This window comes from Bacillus sp. FSL L8-0099 (assembly GCF_038006385.1).
Classification (GTDB): domain Bacteria; phylum Bacillota; class Bacilli; order Bacillales; family Bacillaceae_G; genus Bacillus_A; species Bacillus_A toyonensis.
In genome coordinates this window covers 2,154,003-2,180,348 of sequence record NZ_JBBOVC010000001.1, presented here as the reverse complement: position 1 = coordinate 2,180,348, position 26,346 = coordinate 2,154,003, and the positions used below count along the sequence as shown (strand labels likewise).

Below are 26,346 nucleotides of genomic sequence, written 5' to 3'. Positions count from 1 at the left end.
GGCCTCTTTTTCACTTCACTTCTGCATGTAAACAAGATTTAAAATGTCCAAGTGCATATTCATGTCCTTGCGCATTAAAAGATGCAACTGCCTTTTCATATACAACAATTTTAAATCCTTTATTATAAGCATCTACTGCTGTATGAAGAACACAAATATCAGTGCACACCCCTACAAGATGAACTTCTTCTATTCCTCGTTCTCTCAACTTCATCTCTAGATCTGTTCCAGCAAATGCACTGTATCGCGTTTTATCCATATAATATACATTCGCATCATTTTTATATTTTTCGTATACATCTTGTAATTCACCGAATAAGTCTCTTCCATTTGTACCTGCTATATTATGAGGAGGGAACAACTTTACTTCTGGATGATATTCATCATTTTCTTCATGTTTGTCGATTGCAAACACTACATAATCTCCATTTTCAATATATTGCTTCGTTATATGTACAAGTTCCTTCTCAATTTCTTGACCTGGTTTTCCGCAAGTTAAAGCACCTTTTTCAGCTACAAAATCATATGTATAATCGATATTAATAAGAGCTCGTTTCATAACTACTATCTCTCCTTCTCCTGTTTCACAATAAACAATAGAAAATTTGTTATTACGACATCGTATGTACTATTCGACATTTCAAATGAAATACCTACATTTTTCTTGCAAAACTTAACTTAATCTAAGTTTATCATAAAACAGATATACTATGACAAAACATACTGTTCCTATTAGCATGTCATGGATTTGATAATTGAGCGTAACTTCAACCACCTCGTGTAAAGTAAACCAGATTATCGAAATCATCATACTAAGCAAGATGATACGAACAAATCACTGCACACCTTCAACCTCTTTCTCTTTCTTAGTAGTAAAGAGTAATTTCTTACTATTCATACGTACTAGAAAGTGAAACAAATTATTCTCAACAACCCATTTATATCCAAATTAAAAAGTACACTACTACTTTAAGTAATGTACTTTTTATCCATAATTAAGATGCTGGCTTCGTTTCAAACGTCGCTTGATTAAAGCTAATGACTTTTCCTTTTGGGTCATTATTTTCAAACTGAGCTGCAGTAATCGTATGACTACCTGTCTCAAGTGTCTTTTCTTTTAATTGTACTGTTGTCTGTGTTGTACTAGTTACTTGATGTTTATCAGCAAATATTTGATCTACAAATACGAATGTTTCTTTATCGTTTTGAAAATTAGAAAGTTCTAATTCAACTTGCTGAATTAAAGTATCTTTTTTGATAAATACAGTCGGTGTATTGCCGTTTTCAGAAGTACCATCTGGTGTAATGACTTTTACTATCCCTTCTCCAATTGGTACTGCCCCTTCAGGAAATACAACCACACTCTCCTCACTCGCATTTACAACTTGTTCTTCCTGATTTGACTGTGCATCCTCTTTTTCCTTTGGAGCACCACAGCCTACTAATAACAATACAGACAATCCAGCGATTATGAATTTCTTCAAAATTCATCCCCCCTGTAATTTCATTATAATTTATTATACAAAAATAACTTTGTAATTTTAAAACTATTTTTAACACTTTCATGAACAAATACTAGTAGCTTGCTCACGATTACTGTACCATACTTTCCTTAATAGAACATTAATTTTTTTAATGAAATAAATAGTAATTTTATCTTATTTATCATTTTAGCCCAACAAATTAATAACATACCTATCCAAAATAAAAAGACATTGTTATTTCAATGTCTTTTCTATATGGTGATTAAAAAATAAACGTTGTAATCTCATCTACTTCTTTTCTTGGAAGTTTCTTCGGTTTATCTTTCGGATAACCGAGTGAAATAACCATATTTATTTGTTTTTCGGTCTCAATTTGAAAATATTGTCTTAGTTCTTTTTGAGCTAACAATACAGGCCCTGTCATTGGACACGTACCAAGACCCTTCGCATGTGCAGCCAGCATTAAGTTTTGTGCCGCTAAACAGCTACTCTTAATTCCTTCCTCTTCCCACACTGCATCCGGAACGAAGGCAATTGGATCAAATATCTTTTCACGAAACTTTGATTCATAAGGTGTTGCCAAACATACGATTAATACTGGTGCCTCAGAGAAAGCTGTTGCATATGGCCCGAAAGAACGTGTAAGTAATTTCCCTGCTTTCTCTTCTCCATTTTCTGCTGCTTTTGCCGCAAGTTTATGTAATGCATCCCAAGTCATTTGTTCAATTTCTTTAATTTTCTCTCGATTCATAATGACTAAGAACTCCCACGTTTGCGAGTTCGTATCACTCGGTGCATAACGAGCGCAATCAATAATTTCTTTTATATCACTAGTAGATACTTCTTGTTCTGTAAACTTTCTAACACTTCTTCTTCCGTGGATTACCTCTTTAAAAGCTTCATAATTCATACATTAAATCCCCTTTTACAGCGTTTTCAAAACCTGTCCTATGTTTGAATTATATCATGAAAAAAAGCTGGGGGAATACCAGCTTTTTTCTTCATTATTAATTTGTCACTTTAAACAAACTAATACTTTCTTCATATGCAGATTGTAGTTTTTTCGTAATTGGTCCTCTTTCGCCGCTAGCAAACTGTTCATCGCCAATTTGAACAACCGGGAATATTTCGAGTGGTGTCGCTGTAAAAAAGCATTCATCCGCCTCATATACCTCTTGTAATGAAAATTCTCGTTCTTCTACTTTGATATGTAACTCTTTCGCTAATGTTATAACATAATGGCGAGTAATACCATGCAAAATAAAGTGATCAGCTGGATGTGTAATCAGTTTATCATTTTTTACTATGAAAAAATTAGAATGACATCCCTCTGTTACAACTCCATCTCGCACTAAAATCGCTTCTTGATATCCTTGTTCATTTATTTTATTTTTAATCATGATATTAGGAAGTAGATTTAATGATTTTATATGACAAAATTTCCATCTTATATCCTCCTCTACCGTTACTTTTATACCGACTTCCATCGTAGCGACTGGTCTTGGGAACGAAACAATATTTGCAAAATACGTTGGTTGAAGGTCTTTTTCATATACATGGTTTCTTGCTTGAGCACCTCTTGATATTTGTAAATATACATTACCATCTTCTTGAAATTGATTTTTTTCAATCATTTGATGTAGCTCTTCTACTAACTCTTCCTTTGTAAATGGTGCAATGAGTTTAATTTCTTCCATTGATTTAAAAAAACGCTCCAAATGTAAATCTAATAAATGTGGCTTCCCATCGTATATTCTGAATACCTCATATATACCATCACCAAATTGGAAACCTCGCTCTTCTAATGCAACCATCGGCTGTTCTTCCTTCGTATTTACAATTCTCCCATTAAACAAAATCCAATCTTTATGAGTAGCTTTCATTCCTTCCCACTCCTTTATTACGTGATTGATTTTATTGTACAACTTAAAACGACTGAAAAAAAGGAATTTTCTGTATTTATATAAATAAAAAATGCATCACCTATTTAAAGTGATGCACTCAGCCATTCATTTATCCCGCTATTGACGGGCAGTAAAACTCTCACCTCAAGGTTAGGTGGGAGATAACGGCCCGTAATCGCCTGATTGGTTCAACTTTATTTCAGAAAATATTTTTCAATATCATCTAGCATTAGGTTTGCTGCTTTAATACCGCCTGCTGTATTCCAAATTACTTCATCTACTTGGAATACTTTATTATTTTTAGAGGCTTGTAGCTGCTTAAAGAGTGGGTCTTCTGTCCATTCTTTTGCTAACGTGTTTCCTTCATTCTTCTTATCGCCATCTTTATCAGATGTGAAATAGAATAAGTAGTCCCCGTCCATATTTGGAATTTGTTCTTTTGTAATTCCTTTTATCGCAAATTCATCTTTATCTTGTAATGGTGGTCGTTTAAATCCAATATCGTTTAAAACAACACCTGAGAATGAGTTCTTTTGATATATACGAACATCACCTGGAACGAAGCGAATAATAGAAACTTTAGAGCTTAATTTATCTCCTAGCTTCTCTTTCATTCCTTCAATACGCTTTTTATAATCTTCAATTGCCTTTTGACCTTCTTTTTCTTTATTTACAGCCTTTGTATAGAGCGTAAAGTTTTCCTTCCAATCTCCACGCAATGTTTCAGCGTATACAGTTGGCGCGATTTCTTTCAATTGTTCATATATTTTTTCATGACGCATTTTATTCCCGATAATTAAATCCGGCTTAAGCTTCATTACTGCCTCTAAATTAATATCACGCTCAGTTCCTACAACTTTCGTATCTTTTAACTCTTTCGCTAAATGAGGGTACCATTCATCACCCGCACGCGGTTTCGTAGTTCCAACTGGCGTTACTCCCACAGCTAGAAGAGCCTCTGCACCTTCATTTGTTAAAACAACAACTTTTTTAGGTGTACCATTTACTGTTGTTTCCCCCATTGCATGCTTTACAGTATAAGAATCTTTCGCTTTAGCTGATGGATCATTTTCTTTTTTTTCTTCTTTACTACACCCTGCGATTATAACCATAAGTATCATAATGCAGAACATAAACATTTTTTTAGTATGTAACATATGTCCTCCCTAGATGAAATCGATTATCATTAACAACTAAAGGTTAATGTATATTACATACATTGTCAATGTATATCAGAGAACTTTTTTAATATATACTATTTAGATTCTATCCGTTATTCAAATGTTTCTTTTTGAAACTATCTGTATAAGTATGTAAATAATGGCCGTTCTTAAAATGCGTATCTATGTTATATATAGATACGCATTCATATTACATTATAAATTTATTTCCTAATATTGATTATATTTAATATATGATGAATCATTATACACCCACTGATTTCCACCAAGGTTCAACCAACTGTTTTGATTAATAAATACTAAATAAGATTCTGGTTTATTTAATTTACGAATTACTGAAGAAGATGTTGATGGACCACTTCTTAAATTCACATTCGTTCCTTGTATATATGCGACACCGATTGCGCTACCATCACTATTGCTCGTCTTTACAAAATTAATGTAAGACGGGTCATAATACACCCACTGTCCGTTACCTAAGTCTAACCATCCGTTACTTTCTTGATATACGACATACGATTCTGGAGAGTTTAATTGGCGAATTACTGAAGATGATGTTGATGGGCCACTTCTTAAATTTACATTTTTCCCAAGTATATAAGCAATTCCCTTCGTTTGTGGTGTTGGCTGAGGGTTTGGAGGTTGTGGATTTGGAGGATTTGGATTCGGAGCTACTCCAAAAATAGCTGCTATTCCGTTTACATATGCTTGACATAGATCTTCAATAAATTGTGGGTTTTTCAATAAATTTGCATCAAACGTTGTATCAATAAAAGCAGTCTCAGTTAAAATTGCATCCATTGCAGTCTCTCTTAGTACTGCATAATTTGCTTTTTTTGCCCCTCGGTCACGAAGGCCGTATTTTGTTAATACAGGATTGACTGCTGCATGAATTTTTTGTTGCTTTGCATATGCGGAGCTACTGTTAGATAACCCATTATAAATATAACTTTCAAATCCAGTTCCACCGCCACTATTTATATGAAATGAGATAAAGTAATCTGCTCCAAAAGAATTAGCGATATTAGCACGTTCTGATAAAGAGATAAATACATCACTATCACGTGTCATTTTAATAGTAATTGGGTAGTTTGCAGATAGAATGTCTCGCACACGTCTCGCTATTTGAAGTGTTAAGTTTTTTTCTACTAAACCATTACCAACAGCACCAGAATCATATCCACCGTGACCTGCGTCTATTACAAGTTTCATATCACTGTCTCGTTCCTTTCTTTCGTGTAATAGGTTTACATTGCTACTCGTCCTATTTTATGTAAAATGTACAAGTTCCGTTACAATTACAAATAAAAAACCACCTTATGTAAGGCGGTTTCTATCATCTTGCTTTAACCAATTTAAAATAAATATATACGATTGATAGTGAATATAACGTATGCAAAATAAAATAAATAAAAGACCCATTCCAACACCGCTGTATAACAAACCGAACTTTAAAAAAATGTTCAAAAGTGGCGGGAAATTAGTAATATTTTGTACTGTAACAAGCATGCAAAACAAAATAAAAAACACAGGTACATATTGTAATTCGTACGGCTTTCTTTTCTTACTAGCTCTTTTCCGAATGAACTTATGGCTTAGTTCTGCCAAAATAAAACATCCTCCAATTAATACAAGACCAGAAGTCATTATCATGTATCCACCTGCCTTATATTTATTTTAGCACATTACTAATCATCGTTATATTTTCTTCACGTATGTTCCATCTTCTTCATTAAAGCCAAAGCTCTCTATGAAAGTTTTTGCTTGTTCTGTTAATTCCTTTTGTAACACTTTTATCTCTTTCACACCTCTTTGTTTCATCATCTCTTCAAATGTAAAATACGTATTTGTTCCATATCCGTAACTTTGATAATCAAAATGAATTATTAATTGAGATAAAACTACACTCTCTTCTTGAACACTGTAATCTATTACACCAATATATGTATCATCAACTTTTACGCAATACTGCACCTGTTTCTCACTTACATTATGCGAGCGGAACATTTCTTTAACAACGCTTTCATTTTCTACTGTTACTTTTTCAAACGCAATCATATGTTGTCCATCCTTTTACTATTATTGTATCAATAATACGTTCTATTTATGAAAAAAAACCTTAAGACCATATGCGGTCTTAAGGTTTTTCTTATTAAACTAAGCTATACGCACGTTTTGTTTCTTCGTGGAACTTATTCGTATCGTATTTATGCTCAACATAAATTTGGTGCCAAACCATAAACGCAAGTACAGTCCAAATTTTACGGCTATAATCGCCTTTATCTGCACAATGTGCTTCCAGTAAGTTTAATACATACTGTTTGTCGATTAAATGATCTGTTTTACTTTCGTTTATAATATTTATAGCCCAGTCATGCATTTCATCTTTTAACCAGTGACGAATTGGTACCGGGAATCCAAGTTTTTTACGATCTAACACGTGATCTGGAACGATTCCGCGTGCTGCTTCACGTAAAATAGCTTTCGTAGTTCCGTTAGCAATCTTTAATTCAGTTGGAATTTTAGATGCAACATCGAATACTTCTTTATCTAAGAACGGTACACGAAGTTCTAATGAGTTTGCCATTGTCATTTTATCAGCTTTTAATAAAATGTCACCACGTAACCACGTGAACATGTCAATGTACTGCATTTTACTTACATCATCATAATCTTTAATCTCGTTATACAATGGTTTCGTGATATCCATATAGTTAACACTTTCATTGTAGAACTTCATTAATTCCGCTTTCTCTTCTTCACGGAAGATTTTCGCGTTTCCATAGTAGCGCTCCTCAATTGGCGTACATCCACGCTCTAGGAAGCTCTTTCCTTTAAATCCTTCTTTAAGAGCACCGCTTAATGCTTTTAGAACGCTCTTACCTGGGCTAGGAATGTACGAGAACATTTTTAGTGAGTTTGGCTCACGGTAAATGTTATAACCACCAAATAGCTCGTCTGCGCCTTCCCCTGAAAGAACAACTGTTACATGTTTACGTGCTTCTTTTGCAACGAAGTACAATGGTACAGCTGCTGGATCTGCTAAAGGATCATCCATATGCCAAATAATTTTTGGGAACTCATCCATAAATTCTTTCGCTGAAATAAATACGTTATGGTTTTTAACGCCTAATTTCTCAGCAGTTTCTTTCGCAACATCAACTTCACTGAAACCACGTTGTTCAAAACCAACAGAGAACGTTAAAAGGTTCGGATTCATTTCTCTTGCGATAGAAGCGATAATAGATGAATCGATACCACCAGATAAGAATGAACCTACTGGTACATCACTTCGCATATGTACTTTTACTGAATCGTATAATACATCACGAATTGCTTGGATATGCTCTTCTTTCGTTGCGCTTGAAGCATTGAAATAAGGCTTCCAGTAGCGATGGATTTCCATCTCTTTACCGATTTCCTTTACGAAATAATGACCAGGCTCAATTTTATTAACATCAATTGTTAATGTTTCTGGTTCTGGACCATATTGGTACGTAAAGTAATGTTGTAGTGACGTTGGGTTTACCCCTTTGTCTTCCATTACATGCATAATACTTTTCTTCTCAGATGCGAAGAATGTAGTATCACCTTGTTGCGCGATATATAATGGTTTAATACCAAAGTGGTCACGTGCACCGAAAAGTTTCTTTTCTTCACGATCCCAAATCATAAATGCAAACATACCACGAAGATAGTCTACACATTTTTCTTTCATATGTGCATACAATGCAATGATAACTTCTGTATCAGATTGCGTTGCGAAAGTCGCACCTTTTTCAAGTAACATTTCGCGTAATTCTACATAATTGTAAATTTCACCATTAAAAATAATTACATATCGATCATTTTCATAAGTTAGCGGCTGATGTCCTGCCTCTAAGTCAATGATACTTAAACGGCGGAAGCCAAATTGTACATGTTCATCACGAAAATATCCTTCGTCATCTGGACCGCGGTGGAAAATCATCGTGTTCATATTTTCAAATTGATGTTTTTCTGTTTCTGAAAACTCTCTAGGGTTTTCACATAAACATCCTACAAAACCACACATACTTCTTACCCTCTTTCGGTTTTCATTCTGTTTCTATACTACTATATCAACCCTATTTATACTAGCATAATCAACTCAATATGGCGACCAAAAACTATAAAAAAATCACTCCATTTCACATTTTTAACATTTTTTTATGAAAACATGAAAATTAGGCAATCACCTTTCTCCGCTTTTGTCATATGATATTGCAAATTGATTTCTAGGAGGGAATACCATGAGTGAAGAAAAAAAAGATTCTTCTCGTCCACCGGTTCGCAATTATTTAAAGCAAATTGATGATTTTTTTGAGCAAACACCTCTTCGCAATGTAATCGCTGATTTGAATCATTTTTTCCAAAAAGGAAATCGTTTATTAACATTCCCTGTAGATTTATATGAAGTTGATGAAGAACTCGTTGTTACCGCTGAACTACCGGGTATACAAAAAGAGCAAATTCAAATTGAAATACAAACCGAATACTTAAAAGTCTCTGTAAAAGAAGAAATACTTGAAGAGGCAGAAGAACAAACATCTCATAACTATTATCGCCGAGAACGGTCTATTTCAGAAGCCGCAAGAATGATTAAATTGCCTTATTCCATTAATAAAAAAGCAGCGAAAGCTTCCTATCAAAATGGTGTGTTAGAAATTCGTGCACCGAAACTTCCACAACAGCATGACATTTTATCTATAGACTAATGTAAAAAAATAAGGGTGCTACGCACCCTTATTTTTAATCCACTAATCGCTTCATATCACGTATTATATCTTCGTACGGTGTATTACTAATACCGCTATACTTTTTCATTACTTTTCCATTTTGATCAATTAAATAAAATGATGTACCATGTATTACTTGACCGTTCTCTGGCTTATCTACAAGTGATTGGAAATTATCTTTTGAAAACTTTGTAATATCTTCTAACGAATAACCCGTCAATAAATTCCAATTACTAGTATCTTCTGTAAACTTTTGAATGAAAGCTTTCAGATTTTCTGGTTTATCAAGATCTGGATCTACACTAAACGAGACAAACTGAACGTCTAACTTCTCTTCCTTTGCCATCTTCTGTAATTTTGCCATATTAGCAGTCATTGGCGGACAAACTGTTTGACAGTTTGTGAACATAAAATCTGCAACCCATACTTTCCCTTTTAAATCTTTTGTACCAAATTGTTTTCCATCTTGATTTGTGAATTGGAAAGTTTCTAAATCCCAATTTAATGGTTTACGAAGCTTTGAGCCTGATCCACTACATCCAGCGAGTACAAATAGACAAAATACAACCATAAGACCAATTAGTTTTTGATAACGCTTCATTTATAAACCTCTTTTCTCTATCCTAAATTTAAATAGGTTATGCTCATCATAACAAAAGTTAACACTACGAGAAAATTGTTTACTGCATTTGTTCACGAAATCGTACGAATTTACGTATGATACTTCTTAATTTCAAGCGAATTACTAGACAAAATATGTTTTTTCACTATTATTTCTCTAAATCGTATTCGCAAAACAAAGCTCAATGTTAAAATTGTAAATACCTCTCCCTATTTTTTAACAATTAATTAAACATTAATCCATGTTATACACTGTATTCCTTAACAACATTTCGGTACAATACAACTACAACGATTTTAAATGAGGTGATGTTCATGGCAAAGCGCTATGAAAATATGGATAATGTCAGTACAAAAAAATCAATTCGTTCTTTTTTAAGATGGCGTAAAGAACGAAAGCTGAACAAAAAAGACTTTTCTTTTTTAGTAGAACAATCACCTGTTAAACAAAATGCATTTTTGCAAAGCAATGTTGAAAAAACGACAGTCACATGGGTGGGCCATTCTACTTTTCTTATCCAAACGAATGGACTTAATATATTAACAGATCCAGTATGGGCAAATAAATTAAAGTTAGTTCCGAGGCTTACTGAACCAGGTCTTACTATACAAGAACTACCTAAAATTGATATAGTCCTTATTTCACACGGTCATTATGATCATTTAGATTTTTCAACTCTTCGTCAGTTAAATGATGATGTTCTATATCTTGTACCTATCGGATTAAAAAAATTATTTACTCGTAAGAAATTTACGCATGTAGAAGAATATAAATTGTGGGAAAGTACGACGATTAATGAAGTTTCTTTTCACTTCGTACCTGCTCAGCACTGGACGAGAAGATCCTTATTTGACATGAATACATCTCACTGGGGTGGATGGATTATTGATAATGAAACGACTTTGGAAACCATTTATTTTTGTGGCGACAGCGGCTATTTCCAGGGTTTCAAAGAGATTGGAAAGCGCTTTTTAATTGATATTGCTCTTATGCCAATTGGCGCTTATGAACCAGAATGGTTTATGAAAGTATCTCATGTTTCCCCTGAAGAAGCAGTGCAAGCTTATTTAGATTTAAACGCGACACATTTTATTCCAATGCATTACGGAGCTTTTGCACTTGCTGATGAAACACCTCGCGAGGCAATAACAAAACTTCGAAGTAATTGGAATTTACGTATGTTACCGTGGGAACAACTGCATGTACTCTTTTTAGGCCAAACTTTTACTTATAATAGCGACACAAATAAAAAACAAGTACAAGAAAAAATCGAAACTTTACAAGTGTAATGTAACTACTTATTTTCTATATCCATCATATAATATAGAAAATCATAAAGGGTGTTTTCTATGAATGAATATTTACAGACTCGCTACATCATTAGCGGGAGCGCCTGTATAGCCCTTCTCATTTCTTACTTTCTATTCACATAAAGTGAAACTTTAATCAGTGGGGGTTGTTCATCATCCCCACTGATTATTAGCCTTCACCAATCGGGCATTTACGGACCGTTGATCTCACACCTAACTTCTTTGCTTTCGCTGAATTTTGAGGTGAGGGTCTTACTGTCCGTTAATGCGGGATAAAAAAGCTACTTGAAATATATTTTCAAGTAGCTTTTTTATTACTCTGCTAAATACATAAATCCAATTGCACCCGGACCTGTATGAGTACTAATAATAGGCGTTGTATAGAAAATTTCTGATTGAGTAAATCCACTCACTTTTTCCACAGCTGCTTTCATACTTTCAGCTAAAGGAATTGCTTTTGCATGCGGAATCGCAACAGCTTTTACAACTTTTCCTGCTGTATCTTGCTCAAATAACTTAGCTAACGTTTTTACAATTTGGCCTTGACTGCGCACTTTCGTTACAGGGTTATAAACACCGTCTTCAAGGCTAGCAATTGGCTTTATATTAAGTAGCGAACCGATAAACGCTTTTCCTTTACCGATACGTCCACCCTTCACTAAGTTTTCTAATGTATCTACCACTACATATAAACGAGTATTCTTTCTCACTTCATCTACACGTTTTAAAATTTCTTCTAGTGAGCGTCCTTCATTTGCCATTTTTGCAGCTTCTATTACTTGATATGCTAAAGCATGTGTAATAAATTGTGAATCAACAACTGTTACCTTTGTATCAGTCATCGATGCAGCACTATTTGCAGTCGCAACAGTACCACTCATTCCACTTGTCATATGGATAGAAAGTACTTCACTTCCATCTTCACCTAGCTTGTCATACATTTCTACAAATGTACCCATAGCTGGTTGTGATGTTTTTGGTAGTTCCTCTGATTTAATCATTTCTTCAATAAACTCATCAGGTTGTAAATCAACGCGATCTAAATATGTTTGTCCATTTACAGAGATTGATAATGGTAGAACATGAATGTCATACTTCTCGATTACATCTTGTGATAAATCTGCCGTTGAATCTGTTACAATTTTAATTTTTTGCATACTATCCTTCTTCCCTTTCCAATACGCTCTCCTTGTTATTATACTAGCATTCCTAATGCTTTCAACAATTTCGAACGAAATTTCATCAAATTAATTATATTTTTATACCTAAAATAAAAAGACAGAGTATTCCTGACTCTGTCCTGCTCTAATTTATGCGTTTTTTTCAAGGGTATTTGTTTTATATACATTTAAATAATCATTCCACTTCAAACATTTTTGTAAATATTCACGGAAAGAATACGAAAATCTTGGGTGCTTTTGTTTTTGAATTTTTGCAATAAATAATTGAAGACGAGACTGAATTAGAAACGATAATGGATGCTGCGCCTGTAGGACAGGGATTTCGAATATTTTAATACAATCCCCTGTTGAATGAGTGAAATAAAAACTTTTCGTAATCACAATATCAATCCTCTTTTTCATTGGATTTTGAACTTCCTCTACTTTACGCTGTAACACGTTGTTTAAAGTGGAGACTCCTTTGAATACAAAAGTATCCTTAGATGATCCCTTTAGTCCTTATGGTTAGTAGATTTATTCTCTATTCATCTCCACCTAATCCATCCCCCGTCCTAATTATCACGTGAGACGGGAATCTCGTTATCCGTAAATTGCTTAATACATTCAGTATAAACTTATAAAGGTGCAAAGTTTGTCTAAATTTTGGAGATTCTATTATTTTTTTCTTCTTTATATTGTATACGTTTATAGCCATAGTATAACAAATAATTAAAAAAGTGCCTTTATAACGAGGCACTTTTCGACTGTATTTCTTCTTCCCTTTTCTTTTTTCGCTTACTAACAATCTTTGATAAGGCAATACTAATTTCATAAATACAAATAAGCGGTACCGCAACTAAACTATGAGATAAAAAATCTGGCGGTGATATACACGAGGCAATGATAATCAATGCTACGTAAGCATACCTTCTTATTTTTATTAGAAACTCCGCCGTAAGTATGCCAATACTCGTTAAAAACATTACCACTACAGGTAATTCAAAAATCACAGCAAATGGAACTGTTAAATTAAGTACAAAATGAAAATACTTTTCTGTCGTAAACATCGTATTAAACATTTCATTACCTATCGTAGTTAAAAAATGAAATAAAAACGGCATTACAATAAAATATCCAAAACTTAAACCTGCAATAAATAATATAGACAATACCGGTATATACATTACAGTCATCTTTTGTTCATTTGGATGTAAACCTGGTTTTACAAATAACCAAATTTGTATAGCAGCAAAAGGAATTGTACAAACGATAGCAAATACTGTAGCAATCGAGAAAAAAATCCACAATACATCACTTGGACCGAGAACAGTTAATTTCATTGGTAAATCTTTTACAAGCCAAAAATAAATATCCTTCGTAAAAGTAAATCCAATAATTAAAAATAATACAAAGGATAACACTGTATAAATTACTCGTTTTCGAAGCTCAACGATATGTTCTACTACACTCATTTCCCGATCTTCCATCTCGTTCACCACACTTTACTTATCCATTACGAGGAAAATCCATTACATTTTTTCTTTCTTTTCCTTCTCTTGAAATGCGTCATCAGTCAATTCTTTCGTTGATTTTTTGAATTCTTTTAACGTTTCCCCTAAAGCCTTTCCGATTTCCGGCAATTTTTTAGGCCCAAATAATATTAGTACAGCTACTAAGATTAAAATTAACCCTGGAAAGCCAATATTTGAAAACATTTCCCCATCCCCTTTATTAGTAGATTTCTTGTCCTACTATTGCATAATTTTATTTTGTCAAAAAAGTTTGAAAACGTCAACAAATCCATCGTCTTTTGTCAAAAAAATTCAAAAATATAATCAATTATACAAATTTCATTTTCTATTGCTCTTGTGTATGATATGGTAAGGGAAATGACATATTATTTTATGATAGTAGAAAGGATTTGCATTATGACTGAAAAAATGACACGAATGACACATTTTGTGAAAGAAGAAATTGCAAATGCAATAACACATGGTATCGGTGCCATTTTAAGCATCCCTGCCTTAATTATATTAATTATTCATGCGTCTAAACATGGTACTGCATCTGCTGTTGTTGCATTTACCGTTTATGGTGTAAGCATGTTCTTACTGTACTTGTTTTCAACGTTGCTACATAGCATTCACCATCCAAAAGTAGAAAAATTATTTACTATTTTAGATCACTCAGCCATCTATTTATTAATCGCTGGCACATATACTCCTTTTCTACTCATTACACTTCGTGGACCTTTAGGTTGGACGTTACTCGCAATTATATGGACACTTGCAATTGGCGGTATTGTCTTCAAAATTTTCTTTGTACGCCGTTTTATAAAAGCATCAACTTTATGTTACATCATTATGGGCTGGCTCATAATCGTTGCTATTAAACCACTTTACGAAAATCTAACTGGACATGGTTTTTCACTACTTTTAGCAGGTGGCATTTTATATTCAGTCGGGGCAATCTTCTTCCTTTGGGAAAAGCTACCTTTCAACCATGCCATTTGGCACCTCTTCGTTTTAGGCGGTAGTGCAATGATGTTCTTCTGTGTACTCTTTTACGTCTTACCTGCAGCGTAATAAAAAAGGTTTCAGCTTGATGAAAGCTGAAACCTTTTTTATTACTTATGTAATTGTGATGCGATAACATCTTGTGTATGCTTCGTTAATTCTTTAATATCCATATTCGCATACTCTTCAGGTGTAATCGGCTTAGAAATCGTTACTGTTGCATGAGCTCGTTTCATACGATTTCCATTCGCTTCAAACATTTTATATGTACCATCTAACGTTACAGGTAAGATTGCTACACCAGATTTTACTGCTAGGTGAAAACTACCAGCTTTAAACTCTCCAATTTCGCCACCCTTACTTCTCGTTCCTTCAGGGAAAATTACGATAGAATGTCCATTCTTTAATAGTTCAATTCCATCTTTAATCGCTTGAAGAGATTGACGACGATCATTACGAACCATAAATACACAATTCATAAGTTCCATCCAAGTTGGTACAACTGGAAACTTCTTAATCTCTGCCTTTGAAACGAATCCAATTGGTTTATTTAAGTAACCTAGTAAAACAGGAATATCCATATTACTTTGATGATTACTTACAACTAGTACCGGCTTGTCTTTCGGAACATTTTCAAGCCCTTTTACTTCTACTGCCCCACCAGCAACACGTACCATTTTTTTACCAAACCAATTTGTCGTTTTATACACAGCATTATCTTTTTCTTGCGGTGACATCGTATTTACTTGTTTTTTAAGACGCCACATTCTCGGTGTAATCGCAATTACAATTAAAATTAAATAAAAGATTTTAAAAAACGTTTGAATCATACAGAACCCCCACCTATTATCATTCCGACCTTCATTATACTAGACAAACGAAGGAAAAAGAAGAAAAAATGTCCAAACAACAAGTGTTTGGACATTTTTAAGTATTCTATATTAGAAACGTTTTGCTAATTCACGTGCGTTAGCAATTGCTGCTTCTTTAATTTCTTGTGCTTTTTCAGGATTAGCATTCATACCTTCAACTGCAATATATTCAGTTTCATTTACACCGATGAATCCTAATACTGTTTTCAAGTGATTACGACCGAAGTCTACAGCTGCGTATGCTCCTTCAGAATAAACGCCACCTGTTGCTTGAATGTGAAGTGCTTTTTTGCCTTCTAATAAGCCAACTGGACCATTTTCAGTATATTTGAATGTTTTACCTGCGATTGCTAAGTTATCTAAGTATGCTTTTACTACTGGTGGATAGCTAAAGTTCCACATTGGAGTTACGAATACATAACGATCTGCATGCATAAATGTTTCTAAGTTTGTGTTCATTGCTGCAACTTTTTGTTGTTGAACTTCTGTTAAAGTTTCAAAGCCTTCACCTGCTGCAAATTTACCCCAAGCAGCAAATACATCTGCATCAATTGCTGGTACAGTCGTATTGAATAAATCAACTGTTACAACTTCGTCTTGTGGATGCTCGTTTTTATAAGCTTCGATGAAAGCTTCTCCTACTGCCATTCCGAAAGAACCTTCTGCTGAATTTGGATTTGCTGTGATAAATAGTACTTTTGTCATTGTATTCTCTCCCTTTAATTTTATCTTTAATTTGAGATTTATAATTCGAAAGTAAATAACTTACCTTATGTAAGTATAATACAAAATCTCTCGCTTCATGTCAATAAAAAATAGCTACTTTTTTTTCGTAAGTTAATAAGTTGTTTTGTAATCTATAAATTATATATTTCCATTTAAAATGTTAACTAAATAAAAAACTACCTCCATATTTCATGGAGATAGTCCTTCATCAACCTTTATTTTTGAAAAATATGTTTCACTTTTTCAGCTGGAATGTTACTTCCACCTCTACCTTTTACATCTTCAATCATCATTGTAATGACCATATCAGGTGCATTTAAATCAAATGCACCGAACCAGCCTAGTTCTTTTCCTTCGGCCTCTTTAGATACTTTTAATTCCGCTGTACCTGTTTTTCCAGCAAGGGTCATACCATCAATTTTAGCAATTTTCCCTGTACCATCCGGATCATTAATTACTTTAGTCATAGCAGTTTTTAATATATCCTGATTTCCTTTTGAAATGACATTTTCTTTCCAAGCTTTTGGTTGTTTATCTGTTTTAATGATATATGGTGACGGAATTGTTCCATCATTTACAATTGGCGTATATGTTAAAGCTAGATGAAGAGGAGTCATTAACACTTGTCCTTGACCATATCCTGTATCTGCCATTTGAATATCATTTTTAATACCATCATTTGCGATTTTAGAAGCTGGGAATCCATATTCAATTGGTAATTTCTCATCGAATCCGAATTTTTTCGCTTCACTCATAAATTTATCTTTTCCGATTTTCAAAGCTTCTTGTGCGAAGTAAATATTATCCGAATATTTCATTGCCTTATCCAAATCAATCGGATTTGCATCTTTCACACGTGTTACGTAATAATTGCCCCAAGAAGAATCTTTTGTCCATTTCAATCCTTCAATTTTCAATTCTTCTTTTGGATCAATCGTTTTCGTTTCAAGACCGATTGCAGCTGTAATTGGCTTAAATACAGAACCTGGTACCGATAATTGTGTAAATCGGTTCGTCATCGGTTTTTTCGGATCATTATTCCAAGCTTCACGTTGTGCTTTCGATGTTCCTCGTGCAATTAAATTAGGATCATATGCTGGACTACTTACGAGTGCAATTGTTTCTCCACTTTTCGGATTAATTGCCGCACTTGAACCAGCTTCGCCCTTCATTTCATTATACGTTTTTTCTTGAACAGCACTATCGATAGTTAAAGTTACATTTTCTCCATCAACAGCTTCTGTTTTTGCTAAATTTTTAATTTCTTTTCCTTGTGCATCTTCTACAAAGACACGGCCACCTTTTTTACCGCGTAGCTTTTCTTCCAATACTTGCTCTAATCCAGCTTTACCAACTGGCTCATCAGCTTGGTAGCCTTTCTTTTGTAGCGTTTTTAAATCTTCAGCATTTATCTTTCCGATATAACCAGTTAGATGAGCTGCCGCTTCCCCTAACGGATATGTACGAACATTTACAGGTTTTGTTGCAACACCAGGTAAATCAATATACGTATTTTGCGTTGCCCCTTCAGGTAAAATTCCAATTGGTACAAGATACCCTGGTTTTACCCATTTAGCAGTTAGTTTTTGATCAATTTCTTCTACAGACATATTTAACAACTTAGCTACTGCTTCTTTCGTTTGCGGAGCAGTTTCATCTAATTTTTCTGGAACGATTCCGATCTCAGAAGCTTTCCCATTCGTCGCAAGACCTTTTCCATTACGATCGTATATTTCACCACGTTTTGGCTCTGTCGTTTGCATACGCACTTTACTATCTTTTGTCATGCCAGGGAAAATGAAATCAGGTGTCCAATCTATTTTCCAAGATTCTTTATCTCCATCTTTTTCTTTCACCATTTTTGCTTCATGACCAAAAGTGATTTTACCACCAACTGTATCCATGCTTACTTTAAAAGGAACAGGGCCTTCATCTTTTTTATCTTCTTTTACTTCCCCTGTTTCTACCTTTAAGTCTTTCACTTCAATACCAGAATAAATTTTTTCATATTTCTCAGTAAACTCTTTCTTGGAAATATCTTTTTTTGCATTTTCTGATAATTGATCGTACATATCTGCAAATTTTTGTTTATTCCATGATTTCACATATGTATCAAACGCTTCTTGTGGTTTTTCTTCTTTACCACATCCAACTAACATGAATGTTAAGCAAAGAAAAAGAATCCCCCATATTTTTCTCAACTGATTCTCCTCCTCTTTCTATATTAATACTTTTGAAAATTTTAGCATTTTTCACATGCTACCTTTCATTATAGCACTATTGAATACCATCTATAAACTTACATTTATAAATACAAATAAAAAAAATTGATGCGAATACTCACATCAATTTTTATTATTATTGTTGTTTCTCGTATACATGGTAATAATACGTATACGGATTTTTTTCATCCGTTAAACCTTTTTCTACAAAAATCTCTTTCCAATTTGTCATATCCATTTCTGGGAAGAATGTGTCTCCTTCAAATGCGTGGTGGATTTTTGTTATATATAACTTGTCTACATACGGTAAAAAGAGATCATAAATTTGCGCTCCGCCAAAAATAAAAATCTCTTCTTCATTTTTACATAGTTCAAACACTTCTTCTACAGTATGAGCTACTTCGCAGCCTTCTACATGATACCCTTCATTACGAGTTACAATAATATTACGTCTTCCAGGCAATGGTCTACCAATTGCTTCATAGTTCTTTCTCCCCATAATAAGTGGGTGACCCATCGTTGTTTTCTTTACATACTGTAATTCACTCGGTAAACGCCAAGGTAAGTTATTATCTTTACCAATTACTCTATTCTCGTCCATTGCGACCATAAATGAAACAATCATCTTGTCATCTCCTCTACAATTACACTGCAACCGGTGCTTTAATCGCTGGGTGTGGATCATATCCTTCAATCGTTAAATCTTCCATCTCAAAATCAAACACAGATTTCACATCTGGATTTAATGTAAGTTTCGGGAACGGACGTGGTTCACGTGCCAATTGTTTTTCTACTTGTTCAAAATGATTCGTATAAATATGCGCATCTCCAATTGTATGAACAAATTCTCCTACTTCAAGACCACATTCATGTGCAATTAAATGTGTTAGTAGTGAATAACTTGCGATGTTAAATGGAATTCCAAGGAAGATGTCGCCACTTCTTTGATATAGTTGACAAGAAAGTTTTCCGTCCGCTACATAAAATTGGAATAGCGTATGACAAGGCGGTAATGCCATACTCGGTACGTCTTCAGGATTCCAAGCAGAAACGATTAGGCGACGTGAATCTGGCGTTTTTTTAATCATTTCAATTACATCTTTTAGTTGATCCAGTGTTTCACCAGCCGTCGTTTTCCAAGCACGCCATTGCTTGCCATATACGTCTCCTAAGTAGCCATATTTATTCGAAAAATCATCATCTTCTAAAACATTCTTTTTAAATAGGTCCATTTGCTCATCATATTGCACTTTAAATTCCTCATCTTGTTGTGAGCGAAGACCGAAATCTGTCATATCAGGCCCAGTATACTCGTCACTTTCTACCCAGCTCTTAAATGCCCATTCATTCCAAATGTTATTATTATGCTGCAATAAATAGCGAATGTTTGTATCACCTTTCATAAACCAAAGTAGTTCACTTGCTACAAGGCGAAATGGTACTCTCTTTGTCGTTAATAAAGGAAATCCTTTACTCAGATCAAAACGCATTTGATATCCAAATACAGATACAGTTCCTGTCCCTGTACGATCTTCTTTCTTCGTACCGTGCTCCATTACATGGCGGCATAAATTTAAGTATTCATATTCAGCATGTTTCATATGTAGAAAAACCTTCTTTCAATCTTATATGAAATTTATCATAACATGAAAAACAACAAATTTAATAATCTTGATAAATAAAAATTATTTTCAGTAATTCTTACAAAATTATTAACTTTCCATATTTAAAAAGGTTTTCATTTTCTATTACCGAAAGTATAGTGCGGTAGGACAAAATTTAAATTTGGAGGTTAGAAGTATGTCTAAAATTGAAACTCCTGTTATGACTTCGTTACAAACTACGGTTGAAAAAATGATGAAGGATTTAAAAGTTCCTGGTGCTGCTGTAGCTGTTATAAAAGACGGTGAAGTTATTCTTTCAGAAGGTTTCGGCTATCGAAATATAGAAACAAAAGAGGCTGTTACACCGAGCACCCGGTTCGCAATCGGTTCCTCAACGAAAGCTTTTGGCACACTTTCATTAAGCTTGTTAGCACAGCAAAAAAAGTTTAATTGGGATACTCCTGTCCAGTCTTATATACCTAACTTCTCTTTATGTGAACTACTTGCTACCTCACAAGTTACAGGACGGGATTTAGCCTCTCACCGCACTGGAGTGAGTCGTCATGATGCTCTTTGGTACAGCTCTTCCTTATCTCGAAAAGATCTCGTTGAAAAAATAAAACATTTACCACTTGATGCACCGTTCCGAACAGCATTTTTATATAACAACTTAATGTATGCGACAATTAGCTGCATTGTTGAAAACATTACAAATCAAACGTGGGAGCAATACGCTACAGAACATATTTTAGAACCTTTAAATATGAGGCATACAAACTTCTCTGTTACAGATTCACAAATTACAGAGGATTATGCTTTACCTTACATTGAAAAAGACGGTGAAATAAAAGAAGTTCCATTCCGTAACATCGATACAGTTGGCGCTGCTGGGTGTATTAATTCTACAATTGAAGATATGGTAAATTGGGTACTTCTTCACTTAAACAAAGGAAAGTTTGGAGATCATGAATTAATCTCCTCTGAATTATTACAACAAATGTATACACCACACAATTCAATTCCAGATCAACCAGTTCTATCACTCCCTGAATCTCCATTAAATAGTTACGGCCTCGGTTGGTTTATTAGCGCTTATCGTGGTAACAAAGTGATTCATCATGGCGGTAATATTGATGGATTTTCGGCACTTGTTTCATTCATGCCAAAAGAAAATGTAGGTCTTGTCATTTTAACGAATGCTGGAGGCACATTACTTCCTACTTATCTTGCTAACCAAATTTATGACGAGCTACTTGAATTAGAAGGCATCGATTGGCATAAACGTGCTGTAGAAGATACTGAAAAAATGAAGGAAATGATGAAAGAAGCAACTGAATCCCTTCCTGAGCAAATTAAAGGGACTACACCTTCTCACAAATTAGAGGATTATACTGGTACTTTCGAACATCCTGCATACGGAACATTACAAGTATACAAGCGAGATGATTCATTATTTGTGCAATTCATGGAAATGGACATTCAATTAACACATCATCATTACGACGTCTTCTCTGCAAAAGTTGACTTATTCCGAATGAAAATGAGTTTATTATTCGCTTATGAAATGAGTGTGAGTGGTGAATTTCCATCCCTTCAGTTACATGTGCCAGCTACGTTAAGTACTCAGTCGCTTATATTTAAGAAAATTAAATAAGTATTTTGATGGTAAAAAATAAAGATAGGTGCGAATTACACTTATCTTTTCTATTTCATAACAATCTTATCTGATTGAAACCAAATCGGCTTCGATAACTCAAAGTTATTATGATCCTCTAAAACTATAGTAAGACGCTCTAACATATCATCTAACATATGCGGTGCTGCTCGTAATGTCCAGACAACTGATGAGAAAACTGTCATGCCGACGTACACCGCATATAATTTCCAGAACTCCTCTGGTATTCTCCTATTAAAGTATCCTTCTATTTGTCCGATTGAATACGGAATACTAATGTCTCTTGCAAATAGTGCAATTTTTACAAAATCATGAAGTGGGTCGCCCCAGTCATAACCATTAAAATCAACAACACCTACATATTTCCCATCCCGCACAATTATATTTTCTAAATGAAAATCATCGTGTTGAAATCGATTTGGGCGGTTTTGTACATACATTTCATTTTCATCTATAAACTTAATGATTTTATCATCATTTTTTATTTTTATTCCGCATGTTTTGTATGCCTCTAAATATTTTCGATGTTTTTTCATGGCTCTTTCATACCATGGAAGTATACCCTTAGGAGCTTCATATGTATGCATTTTTGCTAAATCTTTTCCTGCTTCTATACCAATATCATATTGTTCTTTTAGTGTATATGTAGGCAACAATTTTTTCGCATCTTCTCCTTCTATATACGAAAAAACACCGTAGCATAAACCTTCTTCTTCCAACAAACCCATTTCAATTGGCCTTTGTGCTTGCACACTACGTTTTTGCATTTCATTTAAAATTTGAAACTCTATTTTCTTTCTTTCAAACTCTTTTATATCGCCTGTCCGTAACAAATACTTTTCATCTTTAATAGTCGTAATGATATATTTTTTATCAGGTGAGAAACCTTTAGAAATTTCTTCAATATTTGCTGCATCCTTTACTATTTGTATATTGTTTTGCCGTGCTGCAATTGTCTTCATGTTTATTCCCCTTACATTTCTACATTTGGTGTATACGCTACTTCTATAATAAATCCATTCGGATCGTAAAAATCAACCGTATAGTATCCGTCCGAATAATGATTCATTTCTATCGGACCACGTATTACCTTCACTTTTGTACTAGCAAGAAAATCTGCTACTTCATCAACTATTTCTCTACGAGTAGCTTGATAACAAATATGTCTAGGCCCTAAAGTCCTTACAATTTCCCCGCCCACCTCTTTAAAATATATTTCACTTTCTCCCGTACTATATGCTACTTCATTTAACTTTCTCCATCCAATTATCGAAAACAATTTATCATAAAAAGAAATAGACTCCTCTAAATTCGCGACCCAAAATTCAATATGATGAATACCTGCTCGAAGTGTATTCATATTAAGAATGTGCCCCTTGTACGACTTGTACAATTTCCATAGGCGTATGAACCATATAATCTGGTGCATCTTTTTTCACTGTTTCAATGATATCATATCCCCAAGATACCCAAATTACGTTCACACCAGCCTTTTTACACGCTGCTACATCTCGCTGTTCATCACCGACATATAACATTTCTTGCTCTGTTATTTTTTTTGATTTTAAAAACCTTTTTATCATTTTGTCTTTACCGAACAAATTTTTAGAACAATACACTTCTTGAATATTTTCGATACCATTATTATGTAAAAACGCCCGAATATGCTCTTCTGAGTTAGAGGATATGACGGCAATCCCGTAGCCTTTTTTATGTAATTCATCTAATACATCCTTCATCCCATGGAACAAAACGAGATCTTTTATAGCTGGTTGATATAATTTATAAAACTCTAACGCTAATATCGGTAGTTTATACAGTGGTACATCGAGTTGCTTACATCTCTCGGGCATCGTTAATTTACGTAAATGCTCAATTTCTTCTTCCCTTACTGTTTTATAACCATGCTTTTCAGCTATTTGATTATAGATCGGTACAAATATATTTTGTGAATCTACTAATGTGCCATCAAAGTCAAAAACAATATATTTTTGCATTTCCATACTCCCTTTTCTTCTTTTTTCCTAAACATATGTTATTCAACAACATAGTTGTCTTACCCTTTTATCAACAAAAAAAGAACAAGATTTTCTCTTGTTCTTTTTAAGAAAGCCATTTTGGCGGTACATTCGTATTCCAATAAATATTTCCTAGTTCATGATGTCCAGAGTATCCATCATCAAAACGATGATAATGGAAATTGAAATAATAACCATCTTGCGGTGGATGATCTCTTCTTACATGAAATCGTAGTAAGTCATTTCCAGATTTCGTATCGTAAACGTGAAAAATCTTTTCATTATTTCCACCAGCGGGTTTCTGAGAAATCGATAATGATTGCAACGACTCCTCTGGAACATCATTTGCAAGCTCAGCAATTGCCTCTTCAATTTTCGGTAATATTACATCTTTAAACTCATCTTCAATTACTGGACCAATTTTAGTTCCAAACTTTTGCATCGACTGCTTCTCTGCTTCTTGCATTGCATAAGTAATAAAAGTATCGGTGGTTAACCTGTCATTCGTTTCTTCATATGTATAGGACGTACTCTCCAAATTTTGTTGCCCAGCTGTACTCGTAGGCTTGTCCGCAGCTTTGGCATTATCAAGCAATATGGAAGGAGGCGTCACTAAACCAAATGTAAATACGGTAATTAATGCGACTAAGGTTTTTCTAAACCAATTTGGCATTTATGTTCCCTCCCCTTTCACTCATTATATTTTATCCCGCATTAACGGGTAAGCAAGACCCCCACCACCTCAAAATTCAGTGAAGGCAAAAAAGTTAGGCAGGGGATCAACTGCCCGTAAAAGCCCGATTGGTGAAGGCTAATAATCAGTGGGGGATGAAGAAAACCCCCCACTGATTAAAGTTTCACTTTATATAACGGTTGTTTCTTCTATTATACAAAATGATTGTAATTTTTGCACTTTACAATTTTGTTAACGTTCACATATTTTTCACTTGAATATGAAATTGTAAGATTTCATACAATAAAATACAACAACAATAAGGAGGCGACCAAATGACTTTAGATGTCATGTATTCCGCCGCAAGCATACTCGTTTTAGTATATTTTATTTATCAATGTGTGACAGATTAGAAAAAGAGCCATTTTCGGCTCTTTTTCTATGGTAAAAATACAATCCAACCAATCCATACTATAAAAATAATCCCGGCAATTACAGCTGGTAATAAATAAAAATGAAGAAGTATAACTATTTATATATCATTATAAAATATTTATTTTCATAGCAGGAAAAAACATTTTTTAACAGAATATTAAATGTTTGATTACATTTTATTGGAGTGAATAATATGTCTTTTCAAATTCGTGAAGCGACGATAGATGATATAGATGCACTTTGTTCTTTAACGAAAGAATTAAAAGGTTCCTCTATTTCCTATGAAGATATGAACAACCGCTTGCAATTCGTACAAATGAGTCCTTTTGATTTTTTATATGTTTATGTGGAAGAAGAAACTATATTTGGATTACTCGGGTTTCGTATACGCGAAAATTTAGAAGATGTAACTCGTTATGGAGAAATTTCAATTATTAGCGTCGATTCTACAATACGGCGGAAAGGCATTGGACAAGTGTTAATGGATTATGCAGAACAATTAGCAAAGAAGCATCATTGCATTGGAACATGGCTAGTTAGTGGAACAAAAAGAGTAGAAGCACATCCTTTTTACAAAAAATTAGGTTATGAAGTAAATGGATATCGATTTGTAAAACATTTTTAAACTACTTTTTACTTGAAGGGACTATAAATATGACAAACATTAAAGCAATTTTCATTGATCGTGACGGTACAATTGGCGGCGACACTACAATACATTACCCTGGTTCTTTTACATTATTCCCCTTTACAAAAGCAGCTCTGCAAAAAATAAAAGCTCAAAATATAAAAATTTTCTCTTTCACAAATCAACCAGGTATCGCGGATGGAATAGCGACTGTAGCTGATTTTGTACAAGAATTAAAAGATTTCGGTTTTGATGATATTTACGTTTGTCCTCACAAACATGGTGATGGTTGTGAATGCCGTAAACCAAGTACAGGCATGCTTCTAAAAGCAGCGGAAAAACATGGGCTTGATTTAACACAATGTGCTGTAGTTGGTGATCGTTGGACTGATATTGTGGCAGGTGAAAAAGTGAATGCGACAACAATATTAGTACGAACAGGCGCTGGATACGATGCTTTACATACGTACCGAGACAGGTGGGCACATATTGAGCCAAACTACATTGCAGAAAACTTTGAAGATGCAACAAACTGGATATTAAATCAACTATAATACAA

29 protein-coding genes and 1 pseudogene are annotated in these 26,346 nt (G+C 34.1%); 6 read left to right on the top strand and 24 right to left on the bottom strand.

The window, feature by feature from the left end; all coding sequences use genetic code 11:
- Positions 1–10: 10 nt before the first annotated feature.
- The 10 genes and pseudogenes from MHH42_RS11230 to asnB form a co-directional block, all read right to left on the bottom strand.
- The gene (locus MHH42_RS11230; RefSeq protein WP_000816780.1) at positions 11–559 is read right to left on the bottom strand and encodes a cysteine hydrolase family protein; all 549 of its coding nucleotides are present in this window, start codon (positions 557–559) and stop codon (positions 11–13) included.
- A gap of 114 nt (positions 560–673) precedes the next feature.
- Positions 674–919 (bottom strand): annotated as a pseudogene (locus tag MHH42_RS11225) (hypothetical protein).
- 76 nt (positions 920–995) lie between these two features.
- Positions 996–1,484 carry a hypothetical protein gene (locus MHH42_RS11220; protein WP_000713451.1) on the bottom strand — a complete coding sequence of 163 codons (489 nt, stop codon included), beginning with the start codon at positions 1,482–1,484 and terminating at the stop codon, positions 996–998.
- Between the two features lie 262 nt (positions 1,485–1,746).
- Entirely contained in the window at positions 1,747–2,394 is a 648-nt protein-coding gene (locus MHH42_RS11215; RefSeq protein WP_001105130.1) for a nitroreductase family protein, read from the bottom strand.
- A 97-nt stretch (positions 2,395–2,491) separates the two neighbouring features.
- A complete protein-coding gene (dat, locus tag MHH42_RS11210; RefSeq protein ID WP_340893389.1) occupies positions 2,492–3,367 on the bottom strand; it encodes a D-amino-acid transaminase in 876 nt (291 codons plus the stop codon).
- Positions 3,368–3,582: 215 nt separating this feature from the next.
- On the bottom strand, positions 3,583–4,545 hold the full coding sequence (locus tag MHH42_RS11205; RefSeq protein ID WP_000903334.1) for an ABC transporter substrate-binding protein: 963 nt from the start codon (positions 4,543–4,545) through the stop codon (positions 3,583–3,585).
- 234 nt (positions 4,546–4,779) lie between these two features.
- The gene (locus MHH42_RS11200) at positions 4,780–5,781 is read right to left on the bottom strand and encodes an N-acetylmuramoyl-L-alanine amidase (protein WP_070173151.1); all 1,002 of its coding nucleotides are present in this window, start codon (positions 5,779–5,781) and stop codon (positions 4,780–4,782) included.
- Between the two features lie 105 nt (positions 5,782–5,886).
- Positions 5,887–6,216 (bottom strand): hypothetical protein, encoded by a 330-nt coding sequence (locus tag MHH42_RS11195; RefSeq protein WP_000200454.1) that lies wholly within the window; start codon positions 6,214–6,216, stop codon positions 5,887–5,889.
- A 51-nt stretch (positions 6,217–6,267) separates the two neighbouring features.
- Entirely contained in the window at positions 6,268–6,627 is a 360-nt protein-coding gene (locus MHH42_RS11190) for a GNAT family N-acetyltransferase (RefSeq protein ID WP_000559960.1), read from the bottom strand.
- 94 nt (positions 6,628–6,721) lie between these two features.
- Complete coding sequence (asnB, locus tag MHH42_RS11185) at positions 6,722–8,623, bottom strand: asparagine synthase (glutamine-hydrolyzing) (protein WP_000333815.1); 1,902 nt, start codon at positions 8,621–8,623, stop codon at positions 6,722–6,724.
- 217 nt (positions 8,624–8,840) lie between these two features.
- On the opposite strand from asnB, the gene MHH42_RS11180 reads away from it, so the two are divergent.
- Positions 8,841–9,305, top strand: coding sequence for an Hsp20/alpha crystallin family protein (locus tag MHH42_RS11180; RefSeq protein WP_001288081.1), 465 nt, complete (start codon positions 8,841–8,843; stop codon positions 9,303–9,305).
- A gap of 34 nt (positions 9,306–9,339) precedes the next feature.
- On the opposite strand, the gene MHH42_RS11175 is transcribed toward MHH42_RS11180, so the two are convergent.
- A complete protein-coding gene (locus tag MHH42_RS11175) occupies positions 9,340–9,927 on the bottom strand; it encodes an SCO family protein (RefSeq protein ID WP_000833349.1) in 588 nt (195 codons plus the stop codon).
- A 335-nt stretch (positions 9,928–10,262) separates the two neighbouring features.
- On the opposite strand from MHH42_RS11175, the gene MHH42_RS11170 reads away from it, so the two are divergent.
- Positions 10,263–11,237, top strand: coding sequence for an MBL fold metallo-hydrolase (locus MHH42_RS11170; RefSeq protein WP_340893388.1), 975 nt, complete (start codon positions 10,263–10,265; stop codon positions 11,235–11,237).
- A gap of 335 nt (positions 11,238–11,572) precedes the next feature.
- On the opposite strand, the gene MHH42_RS11165 is transcribed toward MHH42_RS11170, so the two are convergent.
- The 4 genes from MHH42_RS11165 to MHH42_RS11150 form a co-directional block, all read right to left on the bottom strand.
- A complete protein-coding gene (locus MHH42_RS11165) occupies positions 11,573–12,415 on the bottom strand; it encodes a DegV family protein (RefSeq protein ID WP_001169475.1) in 843 nt (280 codons plus the stop codon).
- 153 nt (positions 12,416–12,568) lie between these two features.
- On the bottom strand, positions 12,569–12,820 hold the full coding sequence (locus MHH42_RS11160; protein WP_000629011.1) for a DUF2535 family protein: 252 nt from the start codon (positions 12,818–12,820) through the stop codon (positions 12,569–12,571).
- 341 nt (positions 12,821–13,161) lie between these two features.
- Positions 13,162–13,905, bottom strand: a complete 744-nt coding sequence (tatC, locus tag MHH42_RS11155; protein WP_000390131.1) for a twin-arginine translocase subunit TatC — start codon at positions 13,903–13,905, stop codon at positions 13,162–13,164.
- A gap of 42 nt (positions 13,906–13,947) precedes the next feature.
- Positions 13,948–14,133 carry a twin-arginine translocase TatA/TatE family subunit gene (locus tag MHH42_RS11150; protein ID WP_000492443.1) on the bottom strand — a complete coding sequence of 62 codons (186 nt, stop codon included), beginning with the start codon at positions 14,131–14,133 and terminating at the stop codon, positions 13,948–13,950.
- 213 nt (positions 14,134–14,346) lie between these two features.
- Here MHH42_RS11150 and trhA point away from each other — a divergent pair, with 213 nt between their 5' ends.
- On the top strand, positions 14,347–15,003 hold the full coding sequence (gene trhA / locus MHH42_RS11145) for a PAQR family membrane homeostasis protein TrhA (protein ID WP_000136879.1): 657 nt from the start codon (positions 14,347–14,349) through the stop codon (positions 15,001–15,003).
- A 41-nt stretch (positions 15,004–15,044) separates the two neighbouring features.
- Here trhA and MHH42_RS11140 read toward each other — a convergent pair whose 3' ends face one another.
- The 5 genes from MHH42_RS11140 to MHH42_RS11120 form a co-directional block, all read right to left on the bottom strand.
- A complete protein-coding gene (locus MHH42_RS11140) occupies positions 15,045–15,764 on the bottom strand; it encodes a lysophospholipid acyltransferase family protein (protein WP_000616566.1) in 720 nt (239 codons plus the stop codon).
- A 111-nt stretch (positions 15,765–15,875) separates the two neighbouring features.
- Positions 15,876–16,511: an FMN-dependent NADH-azoreductase gene (locus tag MHH42_RS11135; RefSeq protein WP_000170037.1), complete on the bottom strand. Its 636-nt coding sequence runs from the start codon at positions 16,509–16,511 to the stop codon at positions 15,876–15,878.
- 236 nt (positions 16,512–16,747) lie between these two features.
- On the bottom strand, positions 16,748–18,733 hold the full coding sequence (gene pbpC, locus MHH42_RS11130) for a penicillin-binding protein 3 (protein WP_340893387.1): 1,986 nt from the start codon (positions 18,731–18,733) through the stop codon (positions 16,748–16,750).
- 157 nt (positions 18,734–18,890) lie between these two features.
- On the bottom strand, positions 18,891–19,379 hold the full coding sequence (locus tag MHH42_RS11125; protein WP_000637202.1) for a dihydrofolate reductase: 489 nt from the start codon (positions 19,377–19,379) through the stop codon (positions 18,891–18,893).
- A gap of 19 nt (positions 19,380–19,398) precedes the next feature.
- Complete coding sequence (locus tag MHH42_RS11120; RefSeq protein ID WP_000679621.1) at positions 19,399–20,355, bottom strand: thymidylate synthase; 957 nt, start codon at positions 20,353–20,355, stop codon at positions 19,399–19,401.
- Positions 20,356–20,554: 199 nt separating this feature from the next.
- Here MHH42_RS11120 and MHH42_RS11115 point away from each other — a divergent pair, with 199 nt between their 5' ends.
- On the top strand, positions 20,555–22,012 hold the full coding sequence (locus MHH42_RS11115; protein ID WP_000034328.1) for a serine hydrolase: 1,458 nt from the start codon (positions 20,555–20,557) through the stop codon (positions 22,010–22,012).
- Between the two features lie 50 nt (positions 22,013–22,062).
- Here MHH42_RS11115 and MHH42_RS11110 read toward each other — a convergent pair whose 3' ends face one another.
- The 4 genes from MHH42_RS11110 to MHH42_RS11095 all read right to left on the bottom strand — a co-directional run bounded on the left by MHH42_RS11110 (position 22,063) and on the right by MHH42_RS11095 (position 24,724).
- On the bottom strand, positions 22,063–22,995 hold the full coding sequence (locus tag MHH42_RS11110) for an aminoglycoside phosphotransferase family protein (protein WP_070173150.1): 933 nt from the start codon (positions 22,993–22,995) through the stop codon (positions 22,063–22,065).
- Between the two features lie 11 nt (positions 22,996–23,006).
- Positions 23,007–23,393: a VOC family protein gene (locus tag MHH42_RS11105; RefSeq protein WP_001094654.1), complete on the bottom strand. Its 387-nt coding sequence runs from the start codon at positions 23,391–23,393 to the stop codon at positions 23,007–23,009.
- A gap of 1 nt (position 23,394) precedes the next feature.
- Complete coding sequence (locus MHH42_RS11100; protein ID WP_070173149.1) at positions 23,395–24,030, bottom strand: HAD family hydrolase; 636 nt, start codon at positions 24,028–24,030, stop codon at positions 23,395–23,397.
- A 106-nt stretch (positions 24,031–24,136) separates the two neighbouring features.
- The gene (locus MHH42_RS11095) at positions 24,137–24,724 is read right to left on the bottom strand and encodes a YpjP family protein (RefSeq protein ID WP_001134417.1); all 588 of its coding nucleotides are present in this window, start codon (positions 24,722–24,724) and stop codon (positions 24,137–24,139) included.
- A gap of 628 nt (positions 24,725–25,352) precedes the next feature.
- On the opposite strand from MHH42_RS11095, the gene MHH42_RS11090 reads away from it, so the two are divergent.
- Together MHH42_RS11090 and MHH42_RS11085 are read left to right on the top strand one after the other, a co-directional pair.
- Positions 25,353–25,784, top strand: a complete 432-nt coding sequence (locus tag MHH42_RS11090; protein ID WP_000009785.1) for a GNAT family N-acetyltransferase — start codon at positions 25,353–25,355, stop codon at positions 25,782–25,784.
- Positions 25,785–25,813: 29 nt separating this feature from the next.
- Positions 25,814–26,341, top strand: a complete 528-nt coding sequence (locus MHH42_RS11085) for an HAD-IIIA family hydrolase (RefSeq protein ID WP_000181774.1) — start codon at positions 25,814–25,816, stop codon at positions 26,339–26,341.
- The last annotated feature ends 5 nt before the right edge of the window (positions 26,342–26,346 follow it).